Source organism: Spiroplasma sp. Moj, assembly GCF_016082285.1.
Classification (GTDB): domain Bacteria; phylum Bacillota_I; class Bacilli_A; order Mycoplasmatales; family Mycoplasmataceae; genus Spiroplasma; species Spiroplasma phoeniceum.
This window is the reverse complement of the sequence record NZ_MQTY02000006.1, coordinates 1-22,746: the sequence shown is the minus strand read 5'-3', so window position 1 is coordinate 22,746 and position 22,746 is coordinate 1. Positions and strand designations below refer to the sequence as shown.

18 protein-coding genes are annotated in these 22,746 nt (G+C 26.1%); 4 read left to right on the top strand and 14 right to left on the bottom strand.

The features are described from left to right. Positions 1-51 precede the first annotated feature (51 nt). Genes BST80_RS00770 through sufC form a run of 6 tightly spaced genes read right to left on the bottom strand, consistent with a single transcriptional unit; the run spans position 52 to position 5,300 of the window. Complete coding sequence (locus BST80_RS00770) at positions 52-534, bottom strand: 5-formyltetrahydrofolate cyclo-ligase (protein ID WP_415745518.1); 483 nt, start codon at positions 532-534, stop codon at positions 52-54. Continuing rightward, positions 534-1,946 (bottom strand): Fe-S cluster assembly protein SufB, encoded by a 1,413-nt coding sequence (sufB, locus tag BST80_RS00765; protein WP_415745517.1) that lies wholly within the window; start codon positions 1,944-1,946, stop codon positions 534-536. Before sufB ends, BST80_RS00770 begins: the two co-directional genes overlap by 1 nt. Positions 1,947-1,966: 20 nt before the next feature. Beyond that, positions 1,967-2,419: a Fe-S cluster assembly sulfur transfer protein SufU gene (sufU, locus tag BST80_RS00760; RefSeq protein ID WP_415745516.1), complete on the bottom strand. Its 453-nt coding sequence runs from the start codon at positions 2,417-2,419 to the stop codon at positions 1,967-1,969. Further along, positions 2,420-3,652 carry an aminotransferase class V-fold PLP-dependent enzyme gene (locus tag BST80_RS00755; protein ID WP_415745515.1) on the bottom strand — a complete coding sequence of 411 codons (1,233 nt, stop codon included), beginning with the start codon at positions 3,650-3,652 and terminating at the stop codon, positions 2,420-2,422. Continuing rightward, complete coding sequence (locus BST80_RS00750) at positions 3,652-4,482, bottom strand: SufB/SufD family protein (RefSeq protein ID WP_415745514.1); 831 nt, start codon at positions 4,480-4,482, stop codon at positions 3,652-3,654. Before BST80_RS00750 ends, BST80_RS00755 begins: the two co-directional genes overlap by 1 nt. Positions 4,483-4,484: 2 nt before the next feature. Next, complete coding sequence (sufC, locus tag BST80_RS00745) at positions 4,485-5,300, bottom strand: Fe-S cluster assembly ATPase SufC (protein WP_415745513.1); 816 nt, start codon at positions 5,298-5,300, stop codon at positions 4,485-4,487. Between the two features lie 189 nt (positions 5,301-5,489). Here sufC and BST80_RS00740 point away from each other — a divergent pair, with 189 nt between their 5' ends. From BST80_RS00740 to BST80_RS00730, 3 genes are all read left to right on the top strand, one after another. Beyond that, positions 5,490-7,721, top strand: coding sequence for a hypothetical protein (locus tag BST80_RS00740; RefSeq protein WP_415745512.1), 2,232 nt, complete (start codon positions 5,490-5,492; stop codon positions 7,719-7,721). After that, positions 7,721-9,436, top strand: coding sequence for a lipoprotein (locus BST80_RS00735; protein WP_415745511.1), 1,716 nt, complete (start codon positions 7,721-7,723; stop codon positions 9,434-9,436). The genes BST80_RS00740 and BST80_RS00735 overlap by 1 nt, the downstream gene beginning before the upstream one ends. Positions 9,437-9,528: 92 nt before the next feature. Beyond that, positions 9,529-9,945, top strand: a complete 417-nt coding sequence (locus BST80_RS00730) for an HIT family protein (protein ID WP_400248389.1) — start codon at positions 9,529-9,531, stop codon at positions 9,943-9,945. A 30-nt stretch (positions 9,946-9,975) separates the two neighbouring features. On the opposite strand, the gene tpx is transcribed toward BST80_RS00730, so the two are convergent. The 8 genes from tpx to BST80_RS00690 form a co-directional block, all read right to left on the bottom strand. After that, entirely contained in the window at positions 9,976-11,082 is a 1,107-nt protein-coding gene (gene tpx / locus BST80_RS00725) for a thiol peroxidase (RefSeq protein ID WP_415745510.1), read from the bottom strand. A 3-nt stretch (positions 11,083-11,085) separates the two neighbouring features. Next, positions 11,086-12,906 carry an AAA family ATPase gene (locus BST80_RS00720; protein ID WP_415745509.1) on the bottom strand — a complete coding sequence of 607 codons (1,821 nt, stop codon included), beginning with the start codon at positions 12,904-12,906 and terminating at the stop codon, positions 11,086-11,088. A 58-nt stretch (positions 12,907-12,964) separates the two neighbouring features. After that, positions 12,965-14,062 carry a hypothetical protein gene (locus BST80_RS00715; RefSeq protein ID WP_415745508.1) on the bottom strand — a complete coding sequence of 366 codons (1,098 nt, stop codon included), beginning with the start codon at positions 14,060-14,062 and terminating at the stop codon, positions 12,965-12,967. After that, the gene (locus tag BST80_RS00710) at positions 14,063-16,438 is read right to left on the bottom strand and encodes a hypothetical protein (RefSeq protein WP_415745507.1); all 2,376 of its coding nucleotides are present in this window, start codon (positions 16,436-16,438) and stop codon (positions 14,063-14,065) included. A 20-nt stretch (positions 16,439-16,458) separates the two neighbouring features. After that, positions 16,459-20,331: an AAA domain-containing protein gene (locus BST80_RS00705; protein ID WP_415745506.1), complete on the bottom strand. Its 3,873-nt coding sequence runs from the start codon at positions 20,329-20,331 to the stop codon at positions 16,459-16,461. Positions 20,332-20,442: 111 nt separating this feature from the next. Beyond that, positions 20,443-20,844 carry a 30S ribosomal protein S9 gene (rpsI, locus tag BST80_RS00700; protein ID WP_415745505.1) on the bottom strand — a complete coding sequence of 134 codons (402 nt, stop codon included), beginning with the start codon at positions 20,842-20,844 and terminating at the stop codon, positions 20,443-20,445. 11 nt (positions 20,845-20,855) lie between these two features. Beyond that, entirely contained in the window at positions 20,856-21,296 is a 441-nt protein-coding gene (gene rplM, locus BST80_RS00695; RefSeq protein ID WP_415745504.1) for a 50S ribosomal protein L13, read from the bottom strand. Positions 21,297-21,464: 168 nt separating this feature from the next. Further along, positions 21,465-21,818, bottom strand: coding sequence for a hypothetical protein (locus BST80_RS00690; RefSeq protein ID WP_415745519.1), 354 nt, complete (start codon positions 21,816-21,818; stop codon positions 21,465-21,467). A 62-nt stretch (positions 21,819-21,880) separates the two neighbouring features. Here BST80_RS00690 and BST80_RS00685 point away from each other — a divergent pair, with 62 nt between their 5' ends. Further along, positions 21,881-22,009, top strand: a complete 129-nt coding sequence (locus BST80_RS00685; protein ID WP_415745503.1) for a hypothetical protein — start codon at positions 21,881-21,883, stop codon at positions 22,007-22,009. Positions 22,010-22,746: the final 737 nt, after the last annotated feature.

Below are 22,746 nucleotides of genomic sequence, written 5' to 3'. Positions count from 1 at the left end.
AGTATCTTTTTAAAAATATTTACAATTATTTTAATAGGTTATGCAAGAAGTCTAATAAATGCTAACCCAATCACAAGATGATAATAATTTTTTTAAAAACCGATCATAATAGCCTTTCCCATATCCTAACCGAAAATTTTTTTGATCAAAAGCAACGATTGGAACAACAAGAACATCAATTTTTTCTGCATCAATTATTGGCAATGAATTTAATGATTCATAAAAACCAAAACGTGAATTAAATTCTAAATCAGTTGTTAAATTGGTAATATGATAAAATTTTAAATTATTACCATCCATTCGTGGTAATAAAACATTAATTTTTAATGCAAATAATTGCTTAATAATAAAAATAGTATTAACTTCATTTTTGATTGAATAATAAAGAGCAATTGTTTTACTATTTTGTACACCCGGATGTTGAAAAAAAGTATTAAAAATCTGAGTTTCTTTTTGCTGTCGTAACTCAGATGAAATCTTGCTTCTTACAAGCAATTTTTCTTGTCGAATTTCTTGTTTAGCACGAGTTATCATTAACCAACACTACCTTCCATATCCATTTTAATTAACTGATTTAATTCAACTGCATATTCCATTGGTAATTCTCTTGTAAATGGTTCTAAAAATCCCATAATAATCATTTCCAAAGCTTCTTGTTCTGATAAACCACGACTTTGTAAATAAAATAATTGTTCCTCAGAAACTTTACTTACTATTGCTTCATGCTCAATTTGTGATTCATTATTATAAACTTTATTCTGAGGAATTGTATCGGAATGTGATTTTCCATCTAGAATTAGAGTATCACATTCAACCCTAGCTTTTGAATACTGTGCTTTTGGTCCAATATGAACTAACCCACGATAGTTTGCTGTTCCACCATTAAAAGTCATTGATTTAGAAATAATTTTAGAAGAAGTATTTTTTCCCAAATGAATCATTTTTGAACCAGCATCTTGAATAACATTTTCCTTTGCTACCGCAATTGAAATACATTGTCCTTTACTATTATTTCCTTTTAAAATAACACTCGGATACTTCATATTAATTTTTGATCCAATATTACCATCAATTCATTCCATTTGACCATTTTCATCAACAATACTACGCTTTGTTACTAAATTTAAAACATTATCACTCCAGTTTTGAACAGTTGTATAACGCATTTTTGCATTTTTTCCCACAAAAATTTCAACAATAGCAGCATGTAAAGAATCACGAGAATAAATTGGTGCTGTGCATCCTTCAATATAGTGTAATTCTGCATCATCATCAACAATAATTAATGTGCGTTCAAACTGACCACTATTCTGATAATTAATCCGGAAATAAGCCTGCAATGGTTTTTCTAATTTAACTCCCTTTGGAACATAAATAAATGATCCACCTGATCAAACAGCTCCATTTAAAGCAGCATATTTATTATCTGTATTTAGTACTAATGTTCCAAAATATTTTTTAAATAACTCTGGATGTTGACGTAATGCGGTATCACAATCTAAAAAAATAATTCCTTTTTCTTCAACTTCTTTTAACATACTTCCATAAACTGGCTCACTATCATATTGAGCTTTAATTCCAGCTAAATATTCACGTTCGGCTTCTGGTAAACCTAACCGGTCAAAGGTTTTTTTAATTTTTTCAGGAACCTCATTTCATTTTGTTGCAATATGTTCTGTTGGTTTAATATAATAAATATACTCATCAAAATCTATAAATTCTAAGTTTGGCCCTCAACTTGGATTTTTTATTTTTAAAAAATTATGATATGACTGTAACCGATATTCTCGCATTCAATCTGGTTCATTTTTATGATCTGAAATTTCATTAATAATTGTTTCATTAAGACCTTTCCCAGTATTATAGTAAGAAATATCTCCATCATTAAAACCATATTTATAACTAGAAATTTCTTTAATTTCTTTTTCTTGCTTTAATTTTGGCATTAATAAGACCTCCTTTGGCATTAATCATTATCTGTTTTTAATAAATCTAATAATAATGTTTGAAAACCATTAACACCAATTGTCGCACATTTAATTCGATTAGGTTGTTTTGCAATATTAATAAAAGCAATTAAATCGTTTAACTTGTTCTTATCATATTGTTTGTCAAAAACCATTGCTAAATAATTTTCAATAATTGCTAAACCATCCTTCATTGTTTTTCCTTCTAGTTCTTGCGCCATAATGTCACTTGATGCTGTTGAAATTGCACAACCAACACCGTCAAACCGAGCACTTATAATTTTATTCCCTTCAATTATTAATTCTAAATAAATATCATCAATACATGATTCAGAAGCTTGATGAATTGAATAAACTGTTGGTTTCTTTGTTAAACCTTTGTACTGTGGTTCTGAATAATGGTCCATAATAATTTGTCGTAAAAAAATTGGGTCATTTTTATTAAATTCCATTTAAACCAACCTTCCTAAAAAATCTTTCTCATTTGCAAGTGCCGATACTAACAAATCAATATCTTCATAACTATTATAAATTGAAAAACTAGCTCTAATTGTATTTTTCTCTGGAATAACAGTACCAATTAACCGCGCACAATGATCACCACTCCGAACAGTAATCTTATTGCGGCTTCCTAAATGCATTGTAACATCCTGACAAAAAACATTTTTAATATTAAAAACTAATGTTGGTCCCTTGCTATCAGGATTATAAATTATTGCTTTATCTTTTAATTTTTTATTAAACTGTTGAATTGCATATTGTTTTAACTGATGATTATATTTAATAATTTCTGTTAAAGTAAGGCTATTAACAAAATCAATTGCTGCTCCAAAACCAAAAATATCAGCAATATTAGCTGAACCCGCTTCTAACCGGTCTGGTAATTTTTTTAAACTATAATCTAAACCATTATTATCAATTCGAGTATTCATACCACCGCCAACAATTAACGGCTGTAATTGTAGCAATAATTCTTCTTTTCCTCATAAAATCCCAATTCCAGTTGGGCCAAAAATTTTATGGGCTGAAAAAGTAATAAAATCAGCATTTCACTTTTGAACATCAGTTGGCATATGAATAACACCCTGTGCACAATCAATCACAACAATTATTTCCGGATTAATTTTTTTAATCATTGTAACAATTGATGTTGGATCATTTTCATATCCTAAAATATTTGGCACATTAGCAAAAGAAACAATCTTTGTTTTAGCAGTAATAACTCTTGCTAATTGTTTTAAATCAATTTGAAAATTTATTTCTGGTAAAAACTTAACAACTGCTTTTTTTTCTTGTGCCATCCGATATCACGGTAAAATATTTGCACCATGTTCTTGTTTTGTAATTAGAATCTCATCACCCGCTGTAATCTTTGAACTTAAACCATACGCAATTTGGTTTAATCCATAAGTTGCTCCAGGGACAAAAATAACTTCTGAAACCTTTTTAGCATTAATAAAATGCTGAAGTTTCTGACGAACAAGTTCATATTGAACATTTGTTTTATATCCTAAATCACTATCAGTATTATGCGGATTAGTTCCATAATTTGTATAATAATCATTAATAGCATCAATAACAACTTGTGGTTTTAAGTTAGTAGCAGCACTATCAAGATAAATTTGCTCAGAATTATTTTTAAAAAAAGGAAATTGTTTTTTAATTTCTATATAATCAATCATCATTATTCTCCAATTTCTGTATCAATTTCATCAATAATATTTTTTTGTAATTCCTCATCCTCAATTGCATCAATCACATTTTTAAAATAACCCATACAAATTAATTTTCGAGCTTGCGTTATTGTCAAACCTCTTGTTTGTAAATAAAAGATTTGCTCTGGGTCTAGCATCCCAACCGCATTAGCATGACTTGCTTTAATATCATTTTCATCAATTAACAAAATCGGATCAGAAATTGCTTTTGAAGTTTTATCAAAAACTAGTAATCGTAATTCTTGATGAGCTTCTGATTTACCCATTGTTTTTTCAATATGACTAGTACATTTAACAGTTTGTAATGAATTATCTTTTGCAATTGAGTAAGTTTTAATTTCACTTTCGGTTGCTGGGGCTAAATGATGAGCATAAATAATCGTATTTTTATGATATTCATGTGTTGACAGACTTGCCAAATAATATTTAATAGCACTACGTTTACCCCGCAAATTGAAGATAATGTTCTCAGTAATACTACTATTAACAATATTTAAGTGATAAATATTAACTTGTGCTTTTTCTAATAAGTTATAAAAAAGATTAGCTATTTGTTCACATTCACGATTTTTGTAAATATTAATAATATTAATTTGACTATTAGCAGGAATATTGTAGTTAATTGTTACTTCTGAAGTTAAATTTAAAAAAAACAAAAAAGTTTCATTAACAAGATTACTAGCAAAATTAATATTAATAACTTCACCAGCTTTATTATTCGTAAATGTTAATTTGGGTGTTGTTGCATCAATAGTAAAATTGTCACCAATAAGTTTTTGTTCATTCATTAAAACTTGCATTTTTACTTACCTTTTTGAGCAGCACACCCAATTCCCGCTAAAGGTTTAACACCCCTTTGTTTATTTTCTACTGGTAAATCTAATTCTTGTAATAATAATTCGTATCCCTCTTCGTTAATTTTTTTAACTAAATTATAATCTCCACTTTTAACAATTTTACCCTTAACAATAACATGAGCATGTGTTGGTTGCACTAAATTAAAAAAGCGATCATAATGGGACACAATAATTGCAGCAAAATGCTTATTTCGCATTTTATTTAACTCAGTACTAACAACATTTAAAGCATCAACATCTAAACCTGAATCAATTTCATCAATTAAAGCTAAAGATGGGCTTAATAAATTTAACTGTAAAATCTCATTTTTTTTCTTTTCTCCCCCTGAAAAACAAGTATTTAAATAACGACGAATCATACTATCATCAATTTTTAAATTTTTAATATTACGGTTAATATCTTGGTATAATTCTGGTAATTTAATTGGTGAATCACGATGAGCATTAATAATTGCTTTTAAAAAATCTAAATTTAAAACTCCAGAAATTTCAACTGGTGATTGCATTGCAAAAAATATTCCCATTTTACTTCGTTCATCAACCGTTTTGTTTAAAATACTTTCCCCATCAATTAAAATATCCCCACTTTCAACAGTATAACTAGGATGCCCCATAATTGTTGATAATAAAGTTGATTTTCCATTTCCATTAGGCCCCATTAAAGCATGAATTTCATTAACATTAACAGTTAAATTTAAACCATTTAAAATAATATCATTATCAGCAGAAACAAATAAATCTTTGATTTCAATTTTTTTCACTTTAGCCCCTCCTTTGAAAATATGTATTATATTAGTCCCGAAGTGAAATTATCTTTATTTTTTAATTAATAAAGTCTACTTTTATTGTACAATAAAAGTAGACTTTATTATATTTTTTTAATAGAATGTAGTTAGTATTTTTTATCAAAAAGTACAAAAATAAAAAGTCAAGAGGAAGGATGAACTAAAATGAAAAAACTTTTATCATCACTAAGCAGTATGATATTAGTGGGCGCAACCGCATTTGGAACGGCGGCTTGTAGTACTAAAGAAAAAAATAATCAACATAAAAATGAAAATGGTGATAGCATTTGGGCATGAATTCCAGGAATTTTTGGTGGTAAAAAAATCACTTCTCCTGATATTTGAAGTGTCTTAGAAAATCCATTTGTAGATGCAGGAAATGGAAAATGAACAAATGATCCAACCCAATGAGATGGCGCAACAAGAATCAAAATGTCAGTTCAATTAATGCAAATTTTAAGCGTTGCAATTTTAGCGAACCCTGATAAATTTTTTGTATCAAAAGAAACTACAATCGGTGATATTGCTGATTATAAAAATTTAAAAGACATTTTAAAAACACAATGACAATTACTAATCACAAATACAAATAATACTGTTGAGAGAAAGAAACAAAGTTTTAAAGACAGTGATAAAAAAAATTGAGAAAAAAAATATCATGATTTTTTAGATTCAAACTATAAAGATATCAGCGGTGCTAGTGGCAACAAAAAATATGAAATTGAAGAACAAAATTATAAAGCTGCCATTATGACAACTGGTGCTGATGGCGGAATTAGTGCAACACAAATGTTAACTAATGTTTTATTAAATAATAATATGCGTATATACAGACAAAATAACACTGAAAGCGCAGTTATAATTTTAAGGGATTTTGCTAGTTTCCTTAAAAACGGAAATAAAGCAGACGATTGAAATACTGACAATCAAAATTTACGTACTCAATTGGCATTAGCTTTTAGTTGAAATGAAGATGAAAAAGAATTTATTGATAATCTATCAAAGTTAACAATCGCTGAAATTAATACTCGTATTAATACAATTGCAACAGATTTAGGAACTTTTAATTATAAAATTACAGAATATTTGAGTAAGCATCCACCAGTTGCAACACCTATTTTTAAAAATTCATCTAAAACATCAGTTGGTACTCCTGAATTAAGTGAAACATATGATGTTGGGCAAATATCATTATTTCAAAAATATATAATTGAAAAATGATTCCAAAATGAAAAACCTTTAGCAATTTCAAAAATAACATATGCTTTTAAATCCGGAGCAACACCAACTGATACTGGTTTTACAGCAGATAGTTTTGATGAAACAACAAAAACACAAATTTATAAAGATTTAGAAACTTTATCCTCAGCTAAAAGTTGAGAAGACTTTACTACTAACAGTGAAGGTACAGTTACTCCATCATCAGATTTATTAACTTTAAGTACACAAGCTGATGCTGTTAAATCAAATATTTTAAAATCAAGTGTATATAATAGCATTAATGCACCTGGTGATATAAATGTTACGATAAGTAAAATTAATCGTAAAAATCCAACCGTTCCAATTAGTGCTGCCTGAAAAATTGGTACTACTAATGATATTGTTATTAGTTTCTTTGATACAAATGGTTTAAACTTAGTTCATATTGATGGCCGCGAATATCTAAAGGATGCTGACCCAACATCATACGACGCTTATGGTAGCAATTGACAATTTAAAAGTTTAAATTATTCAAGTAATTTTTATAGTTCATTAACAGATAAATCAAAAATCATGACAGTTGACAAAGCAAAACAAAAGATGAATACACAATTTAGTAATGCTCAATACTTATGATATTTAGTAAATCGTAGTTTAGTAAATAGCAATAATAACAGTAAACTAAAATTTAATGTTTTAAATGAAGTTAAAAAATATGCTACATTAAGTTCTGGTTCTGGTTCAACTGATGATAAAACATGATGATTTTGAATTTATGACTTTTTCAATAATTTTAATAATAAAATCTTAACAAATGGTGCTGGTCCTCAACAATGATTGAAAAACTTTCTTACTTTTAAAGATTCAGAAAAACATGAGACAAATCATGATTGATTTATTTCAATTATTAATGCAATGTCAACTAATTTATCAGGAGGTGCTGTTCAACGTTTATACAGTAGTTTTGAAGCAGAAAATAAAACAATTGAAGGATATAAAATTGGAGGACCCGCTGCTAAGATTGATCCAAAAACTATTGTTGAAAAAATTAGTAACGCAAAAGTATGACATGAAGAAATTGGTTTAAATTACACAAAATTAAGTGTTTTGGCAAAAACTCCATTATGAGTGTATCAATTTCCTCCTGTAATAACAGATCCAATAAAATATTTTTATAAAATAGGAGGTAGACGATAATGAAAAAACTACTAAGTATTTTAGGAGCAATGTCTATTCTTTCTTCTACTGGCACAAGTCTTTATGCATGTGCAAAAAAAGATTTTGAAAGATTTACCGACCCCGCAATTGCTGATGAAGTTAAACGTTGAATTATTGCACAAATTAATTCAGAAAACGAATCAAATGTTGTCAAATATTCATTTAATGACATTTTCACTAAAGCAACCCTAAAAGAAATGGCTGTAAGATTATTAGATACTAATATTTCAAAATTTTTCTATGCTTCAGAAGAATCAACAAGAGCACGTTATACCGGAGTAACAATTGACGTTAACCAACCTGATTCATTATTAATAAAACAATTTATTAACTTTGTTGAGCAAGTTGCACTTGATAATTTAAGTACAAAATACTTTACTGGAATTTCTAATTCAATACCTTTAGAAACAACAATTGCAGGACAAGGATATGCACCTGATTATCAATCAGAAGGTTGATATGTTGGCGGTACTCAATCATATTTCTGAAAAGGAACAGATAAACCAAATTATATGAAATCAAGAAAAGAGCAAGGAGAAGCTAATTTCAAAATTAAAAGTAAAAGTGCTGGAACTAATTATACTGACTTTAATACAATGTCAGAAAATGAAAAAAAAGTTGCATTAAAAGTTCGGTTTAAAGATTATTATACACATGTTGAAGTACCAGCAGTTATTGATAAAATTATTACTGTAACATACTTACACCAAAACGAGATTAAGCGCTATGGTAGCGGAGATAATAGTTCAATTTATCTAAATCGAAATAATACATTATTTAATGCTATTCAATCATGAGATACCATTAGTGGAGCACGATGAAAATCATATGTTAAAATGGTGTGAGAATTAAAACTAGATAAAGAAGAATTAGACAAATTATTTAATAATAAAGATACAGATAAAGGACCATTAGCAAATGTTGAAAAATTAAATTCTGATTTAACTAATAATCAGGATATTTTAATAAAAAAACTTAAAAACATGTTTAATGAGAAAAACCAAAGTAAAATCTTTAATAATATGATTAAAGATGGAATTGATCCAATTTTTGGGATTAGTGGTTTTAAAGGATTTGTTGGAATTGATAAAAATAAAAACCCAAATGATATTTTTACAACTTTAAACAATGCTGATGCATATAAACAAAAAATTATTGATACAGAAACACCATGTATTATAAAATCAGGTGAAGGAACAGACCATTCAAGTTACCAATTCTTAGATACAAATAAAAGATACGGGTCAGTTGTCTTAGTATTACCAATTTATGCTGTTGATTTAATGAAAAATATGAATATTAATTATAAAAATGATAATAAAAACAATAAAGAATTATCATTAACTTGATACGGATCAGGAGAAACACCAACTGATTTAGATCAAGCTTGATTAGCACAACAAGGTGGTATTAAGCGTTCATTATCATGATTATATAATGAAAAAGGTTATTTAGGAACATACAATGAAAATGGTGAAGCTCTTTATAATGAAGATGGAACACCAGTTGACATTACAAAAAATATTAAAGGTCAAATCCTAAAATGAATTGAATATACTTTTGCACAACAACAAAATTTACAAACAGCAGCAAAAACAAGATTATATTCCTTAGCCTTTGCCAATAATCCAGAAAATGTTTATTCACAAACTTTGTATGATGCAATCGGATCATATATTATTAAAGAAGATTAAAAAAATCTTCTTTTTTTATATTAAAAATAACTTAATTAATTAACGATAGTAGTTATTTGCTATAATTAATTACATAAGGAGCTGAAATTAATATGAATGAAAACAATTGTATTTTTTGTGAAATTATTGCCCAAAAAATACCAAGTAAAAAAATTTATGAAAATAACTTAGTTTATGCTTTTTTAGATGCATTCCCCAATAGTGATGGTCATACCTTAGTTATTCCAAAAAAGCACTTTGAATATTATAGTGTTACTGATGATGAGTACTTAACAGAAGTTGCTAAAATTGGAAAAATAATTGCCCAGAAAATGTATCAAACATTAAAACCTGTTGGAATTAATTATGTTAGCAATGAAAAAAGTGAAGCTTTTCAAAAGGTTTTTCATTATCATCTTCATATTATTCCAAAATATCAAAAAGATGAAGGATATAACTTTAAGATTAACGTTGATAAAGAAAAACTACGTGATTTGGCAGAAATTCAACAAATGTTAATTTTAAAATAAAAAAAAGTATTTTGCTTATAAATACTTTTTTTATTTTCTACTATCTAAAAAATCATAAATAGCTTGATAATTTGGTTCATTTCCAATTGGATTAACAATTTCAAGATATTCTACAATATTATCTTGGTTTAAAATAAAAACTGCTCGTGGCAAAATTTGCAAAGCAGTAAAAACTAATCCTGTCTTTGTCCCAAAATCACGATAATTATAATCTGACACTAAAAAATGTGCTTCATCTCTAAAAGATTCACAACATCTTTCTTGAGCAAATGGTAAATCACGTGAGACTGTGATTAATCGTGCATTAGGATAATCTTTCATATTTTTGTTAAATTTAACAGTTTGAGTATAACAAACATTTGTATCAATACTTGGAATTACCGATATAACTTTATATTGTGTTTTAACATCACTAAGGTGAAAATCACTCATATCAGCATTAGTTCCTTTAAATTCTAACTTATCACCAACTTTAATAATATCTTGGGTAAAATGTGAAAATACATCCCCATCTAATTTAAATTCTCCCATTTTTATGGCCTCCTCTTTTCTTATTTTTTCTTCATTATTAATGAGATGAGCTCCATCTCCATTAATAATCATACTATTATTTTTAGTTACAGTAAATTCTGCTTCAATAATATTTTGTTCAAAATAATCATTATTATGATAAACATTGCTTATTTTAATCACACGCTGGTTTGTAGAGCCAATTAATCGTCGTTTTTTATCTAACTTTTCAATAATAAATGGTCCATCAATTAATATATCAATTTTAGATAAAATTGCTGGATGCTTTTCTAGCAATAGTTCATATAAAAAACCAGAAAAAACAATTACTGTTAAATTATTTGTTTGACATAAAGTGACTAGTTCTAAGAGTGCTCGTGGTTGAATAAATGGTTCTCCCCCTAAAATGGTAATCCCCTCAATTTGAAAGCGCTCTTTAGCGTCTCTAATCGCCTTAAAAAGGTCACTAACTTCCATTACATTCCGATTAATGAGAGGAATCATTTCCTGATTACTACATCCTTTGCAATTAATAATACAGCCTTGCATTCATAATGCGAATCGTTTTCCAGGCCCTTCAATGGTTGTAAAAGAAACAAAACGATTAAAATTAATTAAATTACTCATTTTTTATTTAAAACAATATTCAATTTGATGACCATTTGCTTGTGCTAATATTGTTTCTCCAGCTTTAAATTTAGTTTGATTTGCAAAAATAAATGAACTCAATCCATCAACGACATGCTTTTCAATACTATTTAACAAATCACGACCACCTTTTTTATCATCAGAATCCTGAATAATAATTGGTAAAATTTGTGGTAAATCCATAAATTCTAATTTAATCTTATATTTTTCTCAAACAGCTGTTTGAATGGGCTGTAATTTTTGTGTAATTAATTTTGCTTTAAAATTAATATCCTTAATAAAATTAAACGGAATAATATTATTTCCAATTCGCCCTAATAATTCTGGTCGTTTTAATTCAGTTCGAAAATGATCAGATACTTTTTGAATAAATTGCTTTTCAATTTCTAAAAATGATAAATTATCATCAACTTCACTTGCACCAATATTTGAAGTAAAAATAATAAACGAATCAGAAAAAGTAACAGTTTGACCTTTATTATCAGTTAAACGACCATCTTCTAAAATTTGTAAGAATTTATCTAAAATTCGCGGATGGGCTTTTTCAATTTCATCAAATAAAAGTACACTAAATGGCTTTTCTTTAATTGCATTTGTTAATTGTCCACCCTGTTCATGACCAACATAACCTGGTGGTGCACCAATTAATTTTTGATCACTTGCTTCTTGGTTATATTCCGACATATCAAACCGAATACAATTTTTTTCATCACCAAATAAAAATTTGGCCAATGCTTTTGCTAGTTCAGTTTTTCCTACTCCAGTTGGTCCAACAAAAAACAATGTACCTTTTGGTTTTGTTCGTTTTGATGAATATTGAACACCTGATAATCCAGTAAAAGCTTTATAAACAACATTCTTCACTTTTTCAATGGCATGATCTTGCCCAATAACTCGTTTTTTTAATTCTTTTTCAATAGTTGCTAATTTTTCATAATTCATTTCTTCTCATGGTGAAACTTTATCACCGTATTGATAAGAATTTAATAATTTTTCAAATGGTAAGCGTTCTGAAATATTGTTTGAAAACTTAATTAATTGATAAACTTCTTTCAAAGTTCATCCTTCCATCGTATCATAAATATCTTGTAATTTTAAAATATCAGTATTTAAATCTTCGGTAATTTTAAAAAAATTCTTATTAGTTAAAATGAACTTTTCTCGTTCTTCACGATTTGGTTTTGTTAAAGTAATTGTTGTTACATCTGGATTATGCAAATAAAATGACGTTGGCAATTTTCCAACACTATTAGTGATAAAAATAATAGCTGTATCAAAATCAATTATTTCTGATTGATCAAATTTTTTATCTCGAAAAGCTTTACTTAATGAAATTAAATTAACACGTTCTTCTTCACTTAAGGTCTGTTCATTAGAAAATAAATAATCAGAAAAGTCAGCAATAAAAGCAACTTTTTTAGAACTTGCAACTAACATATTACGACGAACAATGGTAAAAAATTCTGCTAAAGTTGGAAATTGTCCCGTTGGACCATTCTTTTCTTCATTTGCATTTTTAATTACTTCTCGACCAAAATCATATGCTTCACCTTCTTTACTCTTTTGTTGTTTTTCTACTGTTAATGTTAAATTTTTCAGATTTCCTCCGCTTAGACCATCAATCCGGTCTCACATAAAAATATCATTAAAGCCTTTTTCTCTTAATAATCCAAATAATCGATCTTTTAAACCAACATAACCACTATTTGTTTGATAAATATCATTAACATTGCCTTCAAGAATAACACATCGTTTAATTCCAATTTGATTTTTTAACTTATCTAAATTACTTTTTACACTCATTTATAGTCACCTCTAACTATTTCTTTAATTATAATGTTTTTTAACCTAAAAATGTTAATTATTTCTTTTTTGATTTACTATCAATTTGAATCTTTGCTTGATTAATAATTTTATCAGGATTTAAATAAGATTTTTTCATTTCTTTTGATAAAGAAACATCATACATTGATAAATCGTTAATAAACGGTTGTTCATCTATATCATGTGCATGACCTTCATAACCTTCGAATTTATATGTAAAGCGCCCATCTAAATATACTTTAAAAATTGCCTCTTCTCCGGTTACTTTTTTTGCGTAAACAATAACTAAACTATCTTCATTTTCTTTCGTAATACGAATATCATTACTATCAACAATAAAACCACGTTTTTGAATTGCTTGTAAAATTGATATAATAGCATGTTTCCGCGCTGATTCATCTAATTGTTTATTAATAATTTGATTTTGTAATGCTAAAGCTTTTGCGTTTAAAACAGTAGTATCAGCTGCTGGCATTTGGGCAAATTCTTCTAATGTTGGAGCTAATTCTGTATTAACAAATTTATCATCACTAATTTGTTTTTTAAAACTACTAAGATATTGTTTTTTCAAAAAATCAGTTGAAGTATGATAATTTTTAACTTCTGTTTGAACAAGGTCAGAAATATCCTCTGGGTTTAAATTACTGAAATGATTCTTATTTGTTTTAAAAAAATTCATAATAAAAGCTTTTGATTCATTATCATCAAACATTGCTATTAATTCATGTTCTAATTGTTGATAATTTAAATTAACTCGGTTTTTTAAATTAGATAACCGTTGGTTTATTTCATCTTCAATTACTTTTATTTTCAAAACTTCAATTTTTTGTTGAATTTCTGCTAAACGAAGGGTTTTTTGTTCCAAGAAAAAATTAACTCTTTTTGCCAATTCTAATTCAACATGTTCAACTTTACTAAATTCTTTAACTAACGGTTTATCCTCTAAATCAGTTAAAATTTGATCTAACTCAACTAAATATTGTTCAATTTGTTGACAATTTAACCCACTAGCATCAATTTCTTGTAATTGTTGTAATAATAATTTTAAATTATCTTTAACAAAATTAATATTTAAATTTAATCGTTCAATCTTTTTTTGGTAATTATACATTACTTGTTCAACACTCATACTCATTTATATTAACACCTCTTCTAATTCAAGTTTTATTTTTTTTAAAGCATCTCGATTTTTATTATCATTGTGTTCATTTCTTGCTTTCTCACAATATAAATATAATGTTAATTCTTGATAAAGTTGCATAATTTGTTTATATTTATTTTTATCAAACACATCTTTTAAAACAAATAATTTTTCATTAATATGTTGTACAAATTGATGTTTTGTTTTTAAAAGTGGAGTAATTTTTTCTTCCATTAAATTCATTAAATATAATGCTGCTTTATCAAAAGAACATAAATTAAGATATTCCTGAAATTTGCTTTCAGAATTAAACATATTTTTAAATTTAATTGCCTTATATTTTATTTCTAATTGTGACAAAGAATAAAGTAATTGAATTATTAATTCATTACTATTGTTAATATTCTTGCAACGTTCTTTAATAATCTCAACTTTATCTCATATTTTTTGTCAATGCCGTTGTAATCCACTTGTTTCTCGCTTTTTCATTTCTTTACAATACTTAATATATTCTTCAGCATAATTATATAAATTAATTAATAAAGTACTATTTTTTTCTAAAGTTGTAGTTGTTATTGCATCAAATAATTCACGATGTAAATCATTATTATTGATTGCAAAAAGAAATTTATCTAAAATTGCAAAAAGATTTTGATTTCAAATTTTTTCAATAATTGATGAATCTGCAATATTAGTTAATGCTAATAATTGGTTTAAAGAAACATCGTTTTTGTCATAAAGTTCTTGCAACATATTTAAAACTTCTTTATTTGATAATAAAGTATTATTAGTTAACACTTGATAAGCTTTAATAATATTTTTTTGCAATTTTGCTTGTTGTTTCATAATGACAATTAAAGTTTTATGCATTTTATTAAAATAATTTGGTTTTAAATTTAAATTACTTAAAATTTGTTCAGATTGATATAAAACATTAATTTTATTATTAAAATCATTTATGGTCATACTTTTCAATATATTATCAAAAGTTTCTTCATTATTATTTAAAATATCAATTAAATAACAGTAAATAAAAATATTTTCAATTTGATTATTATGAATTATTTCATAAATATTTGCCTGTTGACGATTTATTAAATTTTTTAATTCCTCTAAAATTTTATTAAATAACATCTGACTATACTTCGGAAGAAATTTTTGTGCTGTTATAATATTACGGTTTAGCATAATAAGTTCTGTTGGTTGTAATATGTAAAGTTCAGTCTCATTTTTATCATTGATGAATAAAGTTAAAAAATTATCATTAATTGTTAAAATCGCACTAGTTAAATAAAAAATTGGAATTGAACCAGTTAAATCATGCATTGTAGTTGTCTGCTCAGCATTAACAAAAATAATACAACTAATATTATTATCATAATAATATTTATTATCTAAGACTGCTTTTGGTTTAACACTTGCTGCATTAATAATTATAATTCTCGGATTTATTAATGTAGAAGTAATATAACGCGGATCTTGTTGATAGTCACTTTCTAATATATTTGTTGCTACTTTTTGAAAATTTAAATTAAAATTATCCCTTAAAGTTTTAGCCATTTCGGTTAAAAAATAATCAACAATTTTTGTTTTTAAATTAACATTATCTTCAATAATTTGTTGCAATTGGTGGTCATTAATAATTTGAATTTTAATATCTTTAAAAGTGGTTAGGGACAATATAACTTCTTTTTCTTCATAAGCCTCAATCAATAAATTGTTAATTTGATTAATATTATAGTAGATTTCTTGCCTCTTATTAGTGCGAATTGAAGTAAATGTGGTATCAGCATTAAAAATATTATTTTTATTAATATTTAACTTGTACTTTTCTAACAAATGAAATAAATCTTCGCCATTAATAATTGGTTCTTGTTCTGGAACAATAATTAAATCATTGCTATTTTTTTCTAATAAAGATAATTGTTCATTATTTATATATTTTTCGTCCGAAAAAATATTAAAATCAAAATTAATAACTGCTTCACGATTACTATTTTTACTTAATAAATAGCCCTGTTCTAATGCCGTTAACGTTTCTTTTGAAATGTAAAAAATTCCAATTGGTCGATCAATTCAATCCTGTTCAGCAGAACTATTTGCTAAATAATTTAATGATGTTTGCTTATTAATTTCAATAATATTTTTTTTTTCAATTAAGTTCTTTAGACATTCTGCATAAATTTTAAAATTAAAAATTTGTAATTCATTCTGTAAAATATCAGCTAATGTTTTTTCTTTATTAGGGTAATTAGTAATAGCATTTAAAATTACATACTGAAAAAAAGCTAGTTTTTTTGGTGTTTGATAGCTAACTATTGTTTTTAATTTTTTCCAATTTTTATAAACTTTTACCATTCCTAATTTCATGTTTTTACCTCGAATTCTTATTATAATAAATCTTTTGCACTTCAAACAAGACCATAACTATCAATAATTCGTAAAATTTCATAATATGCTTTAATTGTTTTTGTAATATTTGGATTAGCAATTGTTGGAATTTCAATATCAATATTAGTAAAAAAACTAACTGCTCCAATAATAATTAACATATTTTTTGCTCTTGAAAATGCAACATTTAACCGTTCGTATTTCTTAATAAATTCTTTATTAGCATTTAATTGCTTACGAGGATTGCGAACTGTATTAACAATAACAATTTCGGTTTCTCGCCCTTGATAATCATCAACTGTTGAAACTTCTACTTTAATATTTTTAAATTTTAAACTTTTAATAGCTCTTCGTAATTTTTTAACATGTAGACTATAAAAACTAATAACTGCAACTTTAGGTTGTTTTTTTAATTTAACTGTTAAATTATTATATCCTGCTTCAATTAATTCTAATGTTTTTATTGTTAAATCAACTTCTAATCAATTAAAAAGACTCGTACTACCACTTTCACCTTGTTCATAAACAAAATTCATATTAGTTTTATCTTTTGATGAATCAATTCAATAAATTGCTTTATTACTATCAAAAATTTTTAGACCATCTTTATTTTCAACAATAATATAATGTTGTTTTTCATTATTTTGATTAGTTTTATCACCTAACTGCAACTGATTTTCATAAAAAACATTTACAATTCGCATAATATCTTCATGACTACGATATTGATTAATTAGAATTTCTTTTACTGAATCATCACATTTTGAAATAATTTTTTTAAATAATGAATTAGTTACTAATTCTAAAAAATCATTATAACTATAATTTTGGTCATAAATTTCATTAATTAACGCAACATCTTCTTCTTGATATGGCATAAGTGGTGGCAATTGCCGATAATCACCAACTAAAATAACAGTTTTACCATATACTAATAGCATAAAAATTTCCATTGGTGTTAACTTACTTACTTCATCAATAATAACAACATCAAAAGCAAATTTTTTAATATCAATATCAGAAATATTATAATCCCGTAAAACTTTATTTTTACTTTGTGCATATGATTGGTTTGAAGTCGCAGTCATTGCAACAACATTGACACTTTCTTGTAAAAATTGATTAGCATAATTAATTGTATCTCGTTCCATCGCCGGTGTGAAATGATTAGTTTCAATATTCTCTTGTGTTAAAAAATCTGATATCTGATAATTTTTATTTAAAAAGGTAATCATATTATTTACAAAATTAAACTTTGTTGCTTTTTCTTGGAGAACAAAATTAAGGTCCTGTTCAATTTTATTAATTTCTTTATCAATTTCATTAATTGTTCCACTAATATCTTTTACTACTAAATTTAAATTAAAAATTGTATTAATACTATTAACAATGTTTTCAACTTCAACTTTTAGAGCATTAATTTTATGATTTAATGTTCCAATTTCAATTTCTAAATAAGAAATTTCTTGCTCATATTTATCTTCATTAATTTCACTAATTTTGTTTTGATTAATAACACTTTGTTCTTCATATTGCTGTAATAATTGTTCAAGGTCATTTTTAAATGCTTCTTGCTCCTTTTGAAACACAATATTTTCTTGTTTTAATATAACTTGATTCTTTAATTCTAAAATTTCATTTTGAACAGCAGTTAATTGTTCCATTCAATCATCATCACGTAAATCTTGACTAACTTGTTTTAATATTGCTAATTCTATCTCCTTATCCTTTAACAACCTATTATCAGTAGTAATTGTTAATAGTTTTTTGTATGTTTCTGTTAATGAATATGAATCATCAATTTGAAAACCAATTTTTTTTTGCAACAACTCCCCAAAATGTTTATTAAATAATCGGACAAAATCCGGAGTTGAAGTAACTATTCCAGCTCAATTAATATTAACTAAGAAATCTAATAGATTACGAATATTATTAATATCAATTGTTAATTTTCGATTATCATCTAAATATTGCAATTTTTGATTAATGATTGTTTCCCGCTCAGTAACTAATGTATTTAACTTTTGAGTATAATGATTGTAATCATTAATTTCTTTTTCTAACATTTTAGCATTTGCTTTTAATTTTTGTAGTTCATATTTTTGATTTTCATAATCACTTCCAATTCCATCTCATTTTGTTAAATATTGTCGTGATAAATGAGCATAAATAAAACGATAATTATTAAAAATTAATTTATCTGGATTAAAATCATTAAAACGATTTTTTTTACGAACTTCATCACTTGTTAAGCGTAAAGGAACCAATAAAGGTGTTTTAAATAATCTTGTTAAAACATTGTCAATTGCAGTATGATTTTGTGAAGAAATTAAAACTTTCTTTCCTAATTTAGCATATTGATAAACTAATTCAGCAATAAATTCAGTTTTCCCTGTCCCTGGTGGACCTTGCAGTAAAAAAATATCTTGTGAGTTTAAGGCTTTTGTTATTGCTTTCTGCTGATTTCCATTTAAATTATTTGAAGCAAAAATTAATTGTTCTTCCATAATTAAGTTAAATTGTGTCTTTAATTTAATATCTTCAATATTAAAGATATAATTAATTAAATAAGGATTTGCAACATCATTTTTGCTAATTTTATCTAAAATAACATTACTACGTCGAAGTAAAGTTGAGTCCCCTTTTCCAATATAAGTTAAATAACCATAAGAAGGTATCATTTTATTTAATTCATTAAATGATATTTCATCCTCATTTTTTATTTCATAAAAGCAATTAACAATTTGATACTGCTCTAATTGATTAATAGTTACTTTAATTGTTTCATGGTCAATATCACTTTCTTGCATAATATTATTTTCAAGCATATATATTTTGATTAATTCTTTTTTAAAATCATAGATATTTTTTTGCTGCATTTTTGTTTCAGAAATATTAATCCCTAAATCATAAATATCTGCTCTATCTTGAACATAACTTTCACTAAAATTAAAAGAAAATAGTGTTAATGGAACATCTTTTTGATATGTGCGATTAATTTGTAAATTAGCAAGACTTAAATTGCTTAATTTCTTTAATATTGAATATTTATCTAAATTATCCAACAATAGCTCTAATTCTACAATAATTATTTCTTCAAATAAATGACTAATTGTTAAATTTTTATTAGTAAAAGTTTTTTTATCAACATATCAAAAATTATGGGATAAAAATCTTACATCATGAAATTTTTCACCAATTGGAACTGTTTTTGGAATTTTAATATATTCTGTTAATTTCGGGTTTAAATATAAACAAGAATTATGACGCTTATATTCTAAGTTTTGTTCTTGAAAGCGTAAATATTGTAACCATCGTTCTTTTTCTTCAGCAAAAGATGAAGTCAAAAATTTCATATTTGCCATAACATTTGAATCAAAAATAGTTCGTAATTTTGCTTCATCAATCCGAAAATTATCAGCAATTTCAAGCACTACTCCAGTAGCTAACGTTTCAAATTCTTGTTTTCTCTTTTCCATTGCTGTTAAAAAAATATTTTTAACATTAACAATGCCAATTTCCGGATCAATATCGCCTAAGATTGTTAATGATAAGTTTGAATCGAACATTTGATCTAGCAAAGTAATTGATTTAAAACGAATTAAAATATCATAAAGCTTCTTTTCTGATCCTTTTTTATCTTTTTTAATTTTTGCCTGATCATTAATTAAACAAACAAAAAAATCAGCAATACAAATATTATGCTTTAAAAAAGTATCTAGGCCTTGAACTGTTGTAATATTTTTTAACCGAAGGTTTTTAACATCATCATCAGTAAATTTACTTTTTGGATTTGTTAAAAAATACAAATTTAACAATAAATTCTTATTATTATATTTATCACCCTGAATTGTAAATTCTATCAATGTCATTTGTTCACCCTCTTATCTACGTAATAATTATACTAAACTTATATTAGATAACAAATTAAACTAAACAAATTAAAAAAGTACATTGCAAAGCAAAATGTACTTTTTTGAAATCTATCTTTTTGAATATTGCGGTGCTCTTCTAGCCCCATGTAACCCATATTTTTTTCGTTCTTTAATACGAGCATCACGAGTTAGCATGCCAGCGTGTCTCAATAAAGTTTTATAATCTTGTGACGCTTCAACTAGGGCTCTTGCAATTCCTAATCTTGTTGCGCCAGCTTGTCCGGTAAAACCACCACCAAATACTTTAACACGAATATCAAATTCTGATTTTGAACCAGTAATCTCTAAAGGTTGTTCCAAATCTTGCACTAATGTTGCATATGGGAAAAACTCTAATACTGGTTTCCCATTCACAACAACATTCCCTTTACCAGGAGTCAATACAACTTGGGCAATAGAAGATTTTCTTCTTCCTGTACCACGATATATAACTTCTTGTTTTTTTGCCATATTTTCTCCTTTTATTTATTAGTTAATTCTAATTTAATTGGTTGTTGTGCTTCATGTGGATGTTCATTACCAGCATAAACAAATAAATTACGGAATAATTTACTTCCTAATTTATTTTTTGGTAACATTCCTTTAATTGCGTGTTCAACAGGATAAATTGGTTTTTTTACTAACATATCCTTTGCTGTTGTTCGTTTTAATCCCCCAGGATGTTGTGAATGATGATAATACATTTTACCATTTAATTTATTTCCTGATAAATTAATTTTATCAGCATTAAGAATAATAACATTATCACCACAATCAACATGTGGAGTATAAGATGGTTTATTTTTTCCTCTTAAGATCATTGCAACTTTACTTGCTAAACGTCCTAAAACTAGACCTTGAGCATCAATCACATATCATTTTTTTTCAACTTTAGTTGAATTTAAGATAGTTGTTTGTCTCATGTCACTGCCTCCTCACATCATTCCGTACCAGGGTCTAATGTATAAAGCAATAATATTATAACTAAAAATAATAGAATAATCAATATTTTAACTTGTTATTTCTAAATTTAATTACTCTTGTAATTTTCAAGTTGAGTAAATTGGAAAATCACTTAATAAGTTTTTTACTTATTCTTGATATTTAACAATATTATTTTCAGTTGGTTCTTTTAAAACATTATAAATTATTTCTCCAATTTGTTTAAATTCTTTGCTCCCAAAACCACGTGTTGTCATAGCTGCTGTTCCTAACCGAATCCCACTAGTAACCATCGATGATTCTTTATCAAATGGAATCATATTTTTGTTGCAAATAATACCAATTTTTTGTAGAATTTCTTCCGCCATTTGCCCCGAAATTCCTAAACTACTTTTAACATCAACCATTAATAAGTGGTTGTGTGTTCCATCAGTTACTAAACGCAGATTATTTGCTTTTAATGTTTCTGCTAGGACTTTTGCATTATTAGACTTCTTGCATAACCTAGTTATTTTAAAATTCCTATAAAATATATTTAAAATAGAAATTATAGGAATCTAAAATTATGAAATTTGATAAATTTGATTTTATTAATGATAAAGAATTATTCCGATTAACAGGAATAAAACAAGCCACTTTTAATAAAATGTTAGATATTTTAAAGGTTGCTGAAATAGAAAAATTTAAAAATTAATTATTATTAATAATAATCAGTAGTAAATAATGAAAAAATGTATATTTAATTAAATAATTAACTATTTTAAAAAATACATTATAAAAAATTAAGTAAGTAGTAAACAAATAACATAAGAAACTAATACATAAATAGCATTTAAATTAAAAATTTGGTAAATTAACTAAAAGGAAAATAATAATAAATAAATAAATAAATAATATGTACAAATTCCTTCACTATTTACATAAACATTTATTTAAATAATTATTTTTATATAGCAAATCGTGAATCAGTTCATGCTCATGCTATATTTCTAAGCCTTCTGTTTATGGCATTTGGTTATAGTATGGAATTGCATACGAATGTAAGCTCTAGAGAATTTACATAATATATTTCCGATGAAATCAACGTGATAAGGCGATATACCCTTCTATGACATTTCAACTTGTTAGTGTGATCTCTCTGAAAGTATTCATCCCAACTGCTATAAGACCTCGACAGAAAATGTACAAATGTAGCAAATGTAGCAAACTTGACGATATAGATCAAAGTCACGTCAGAAATTCATTTTCTTTTAATTTTATTTTATATGTATGTGTATAGTTTTTTTTTTTTCAAGCTATAAACTATACTGTCAAAATAATATTAGTGGGCGTGTCGTAGAATAAATATTTCTAAATATGTACAAAATTATTAGAACTTTTGCATTTTATTCTATATGAACTGCTTGGCGATTTTATACTGATTTTTGATAT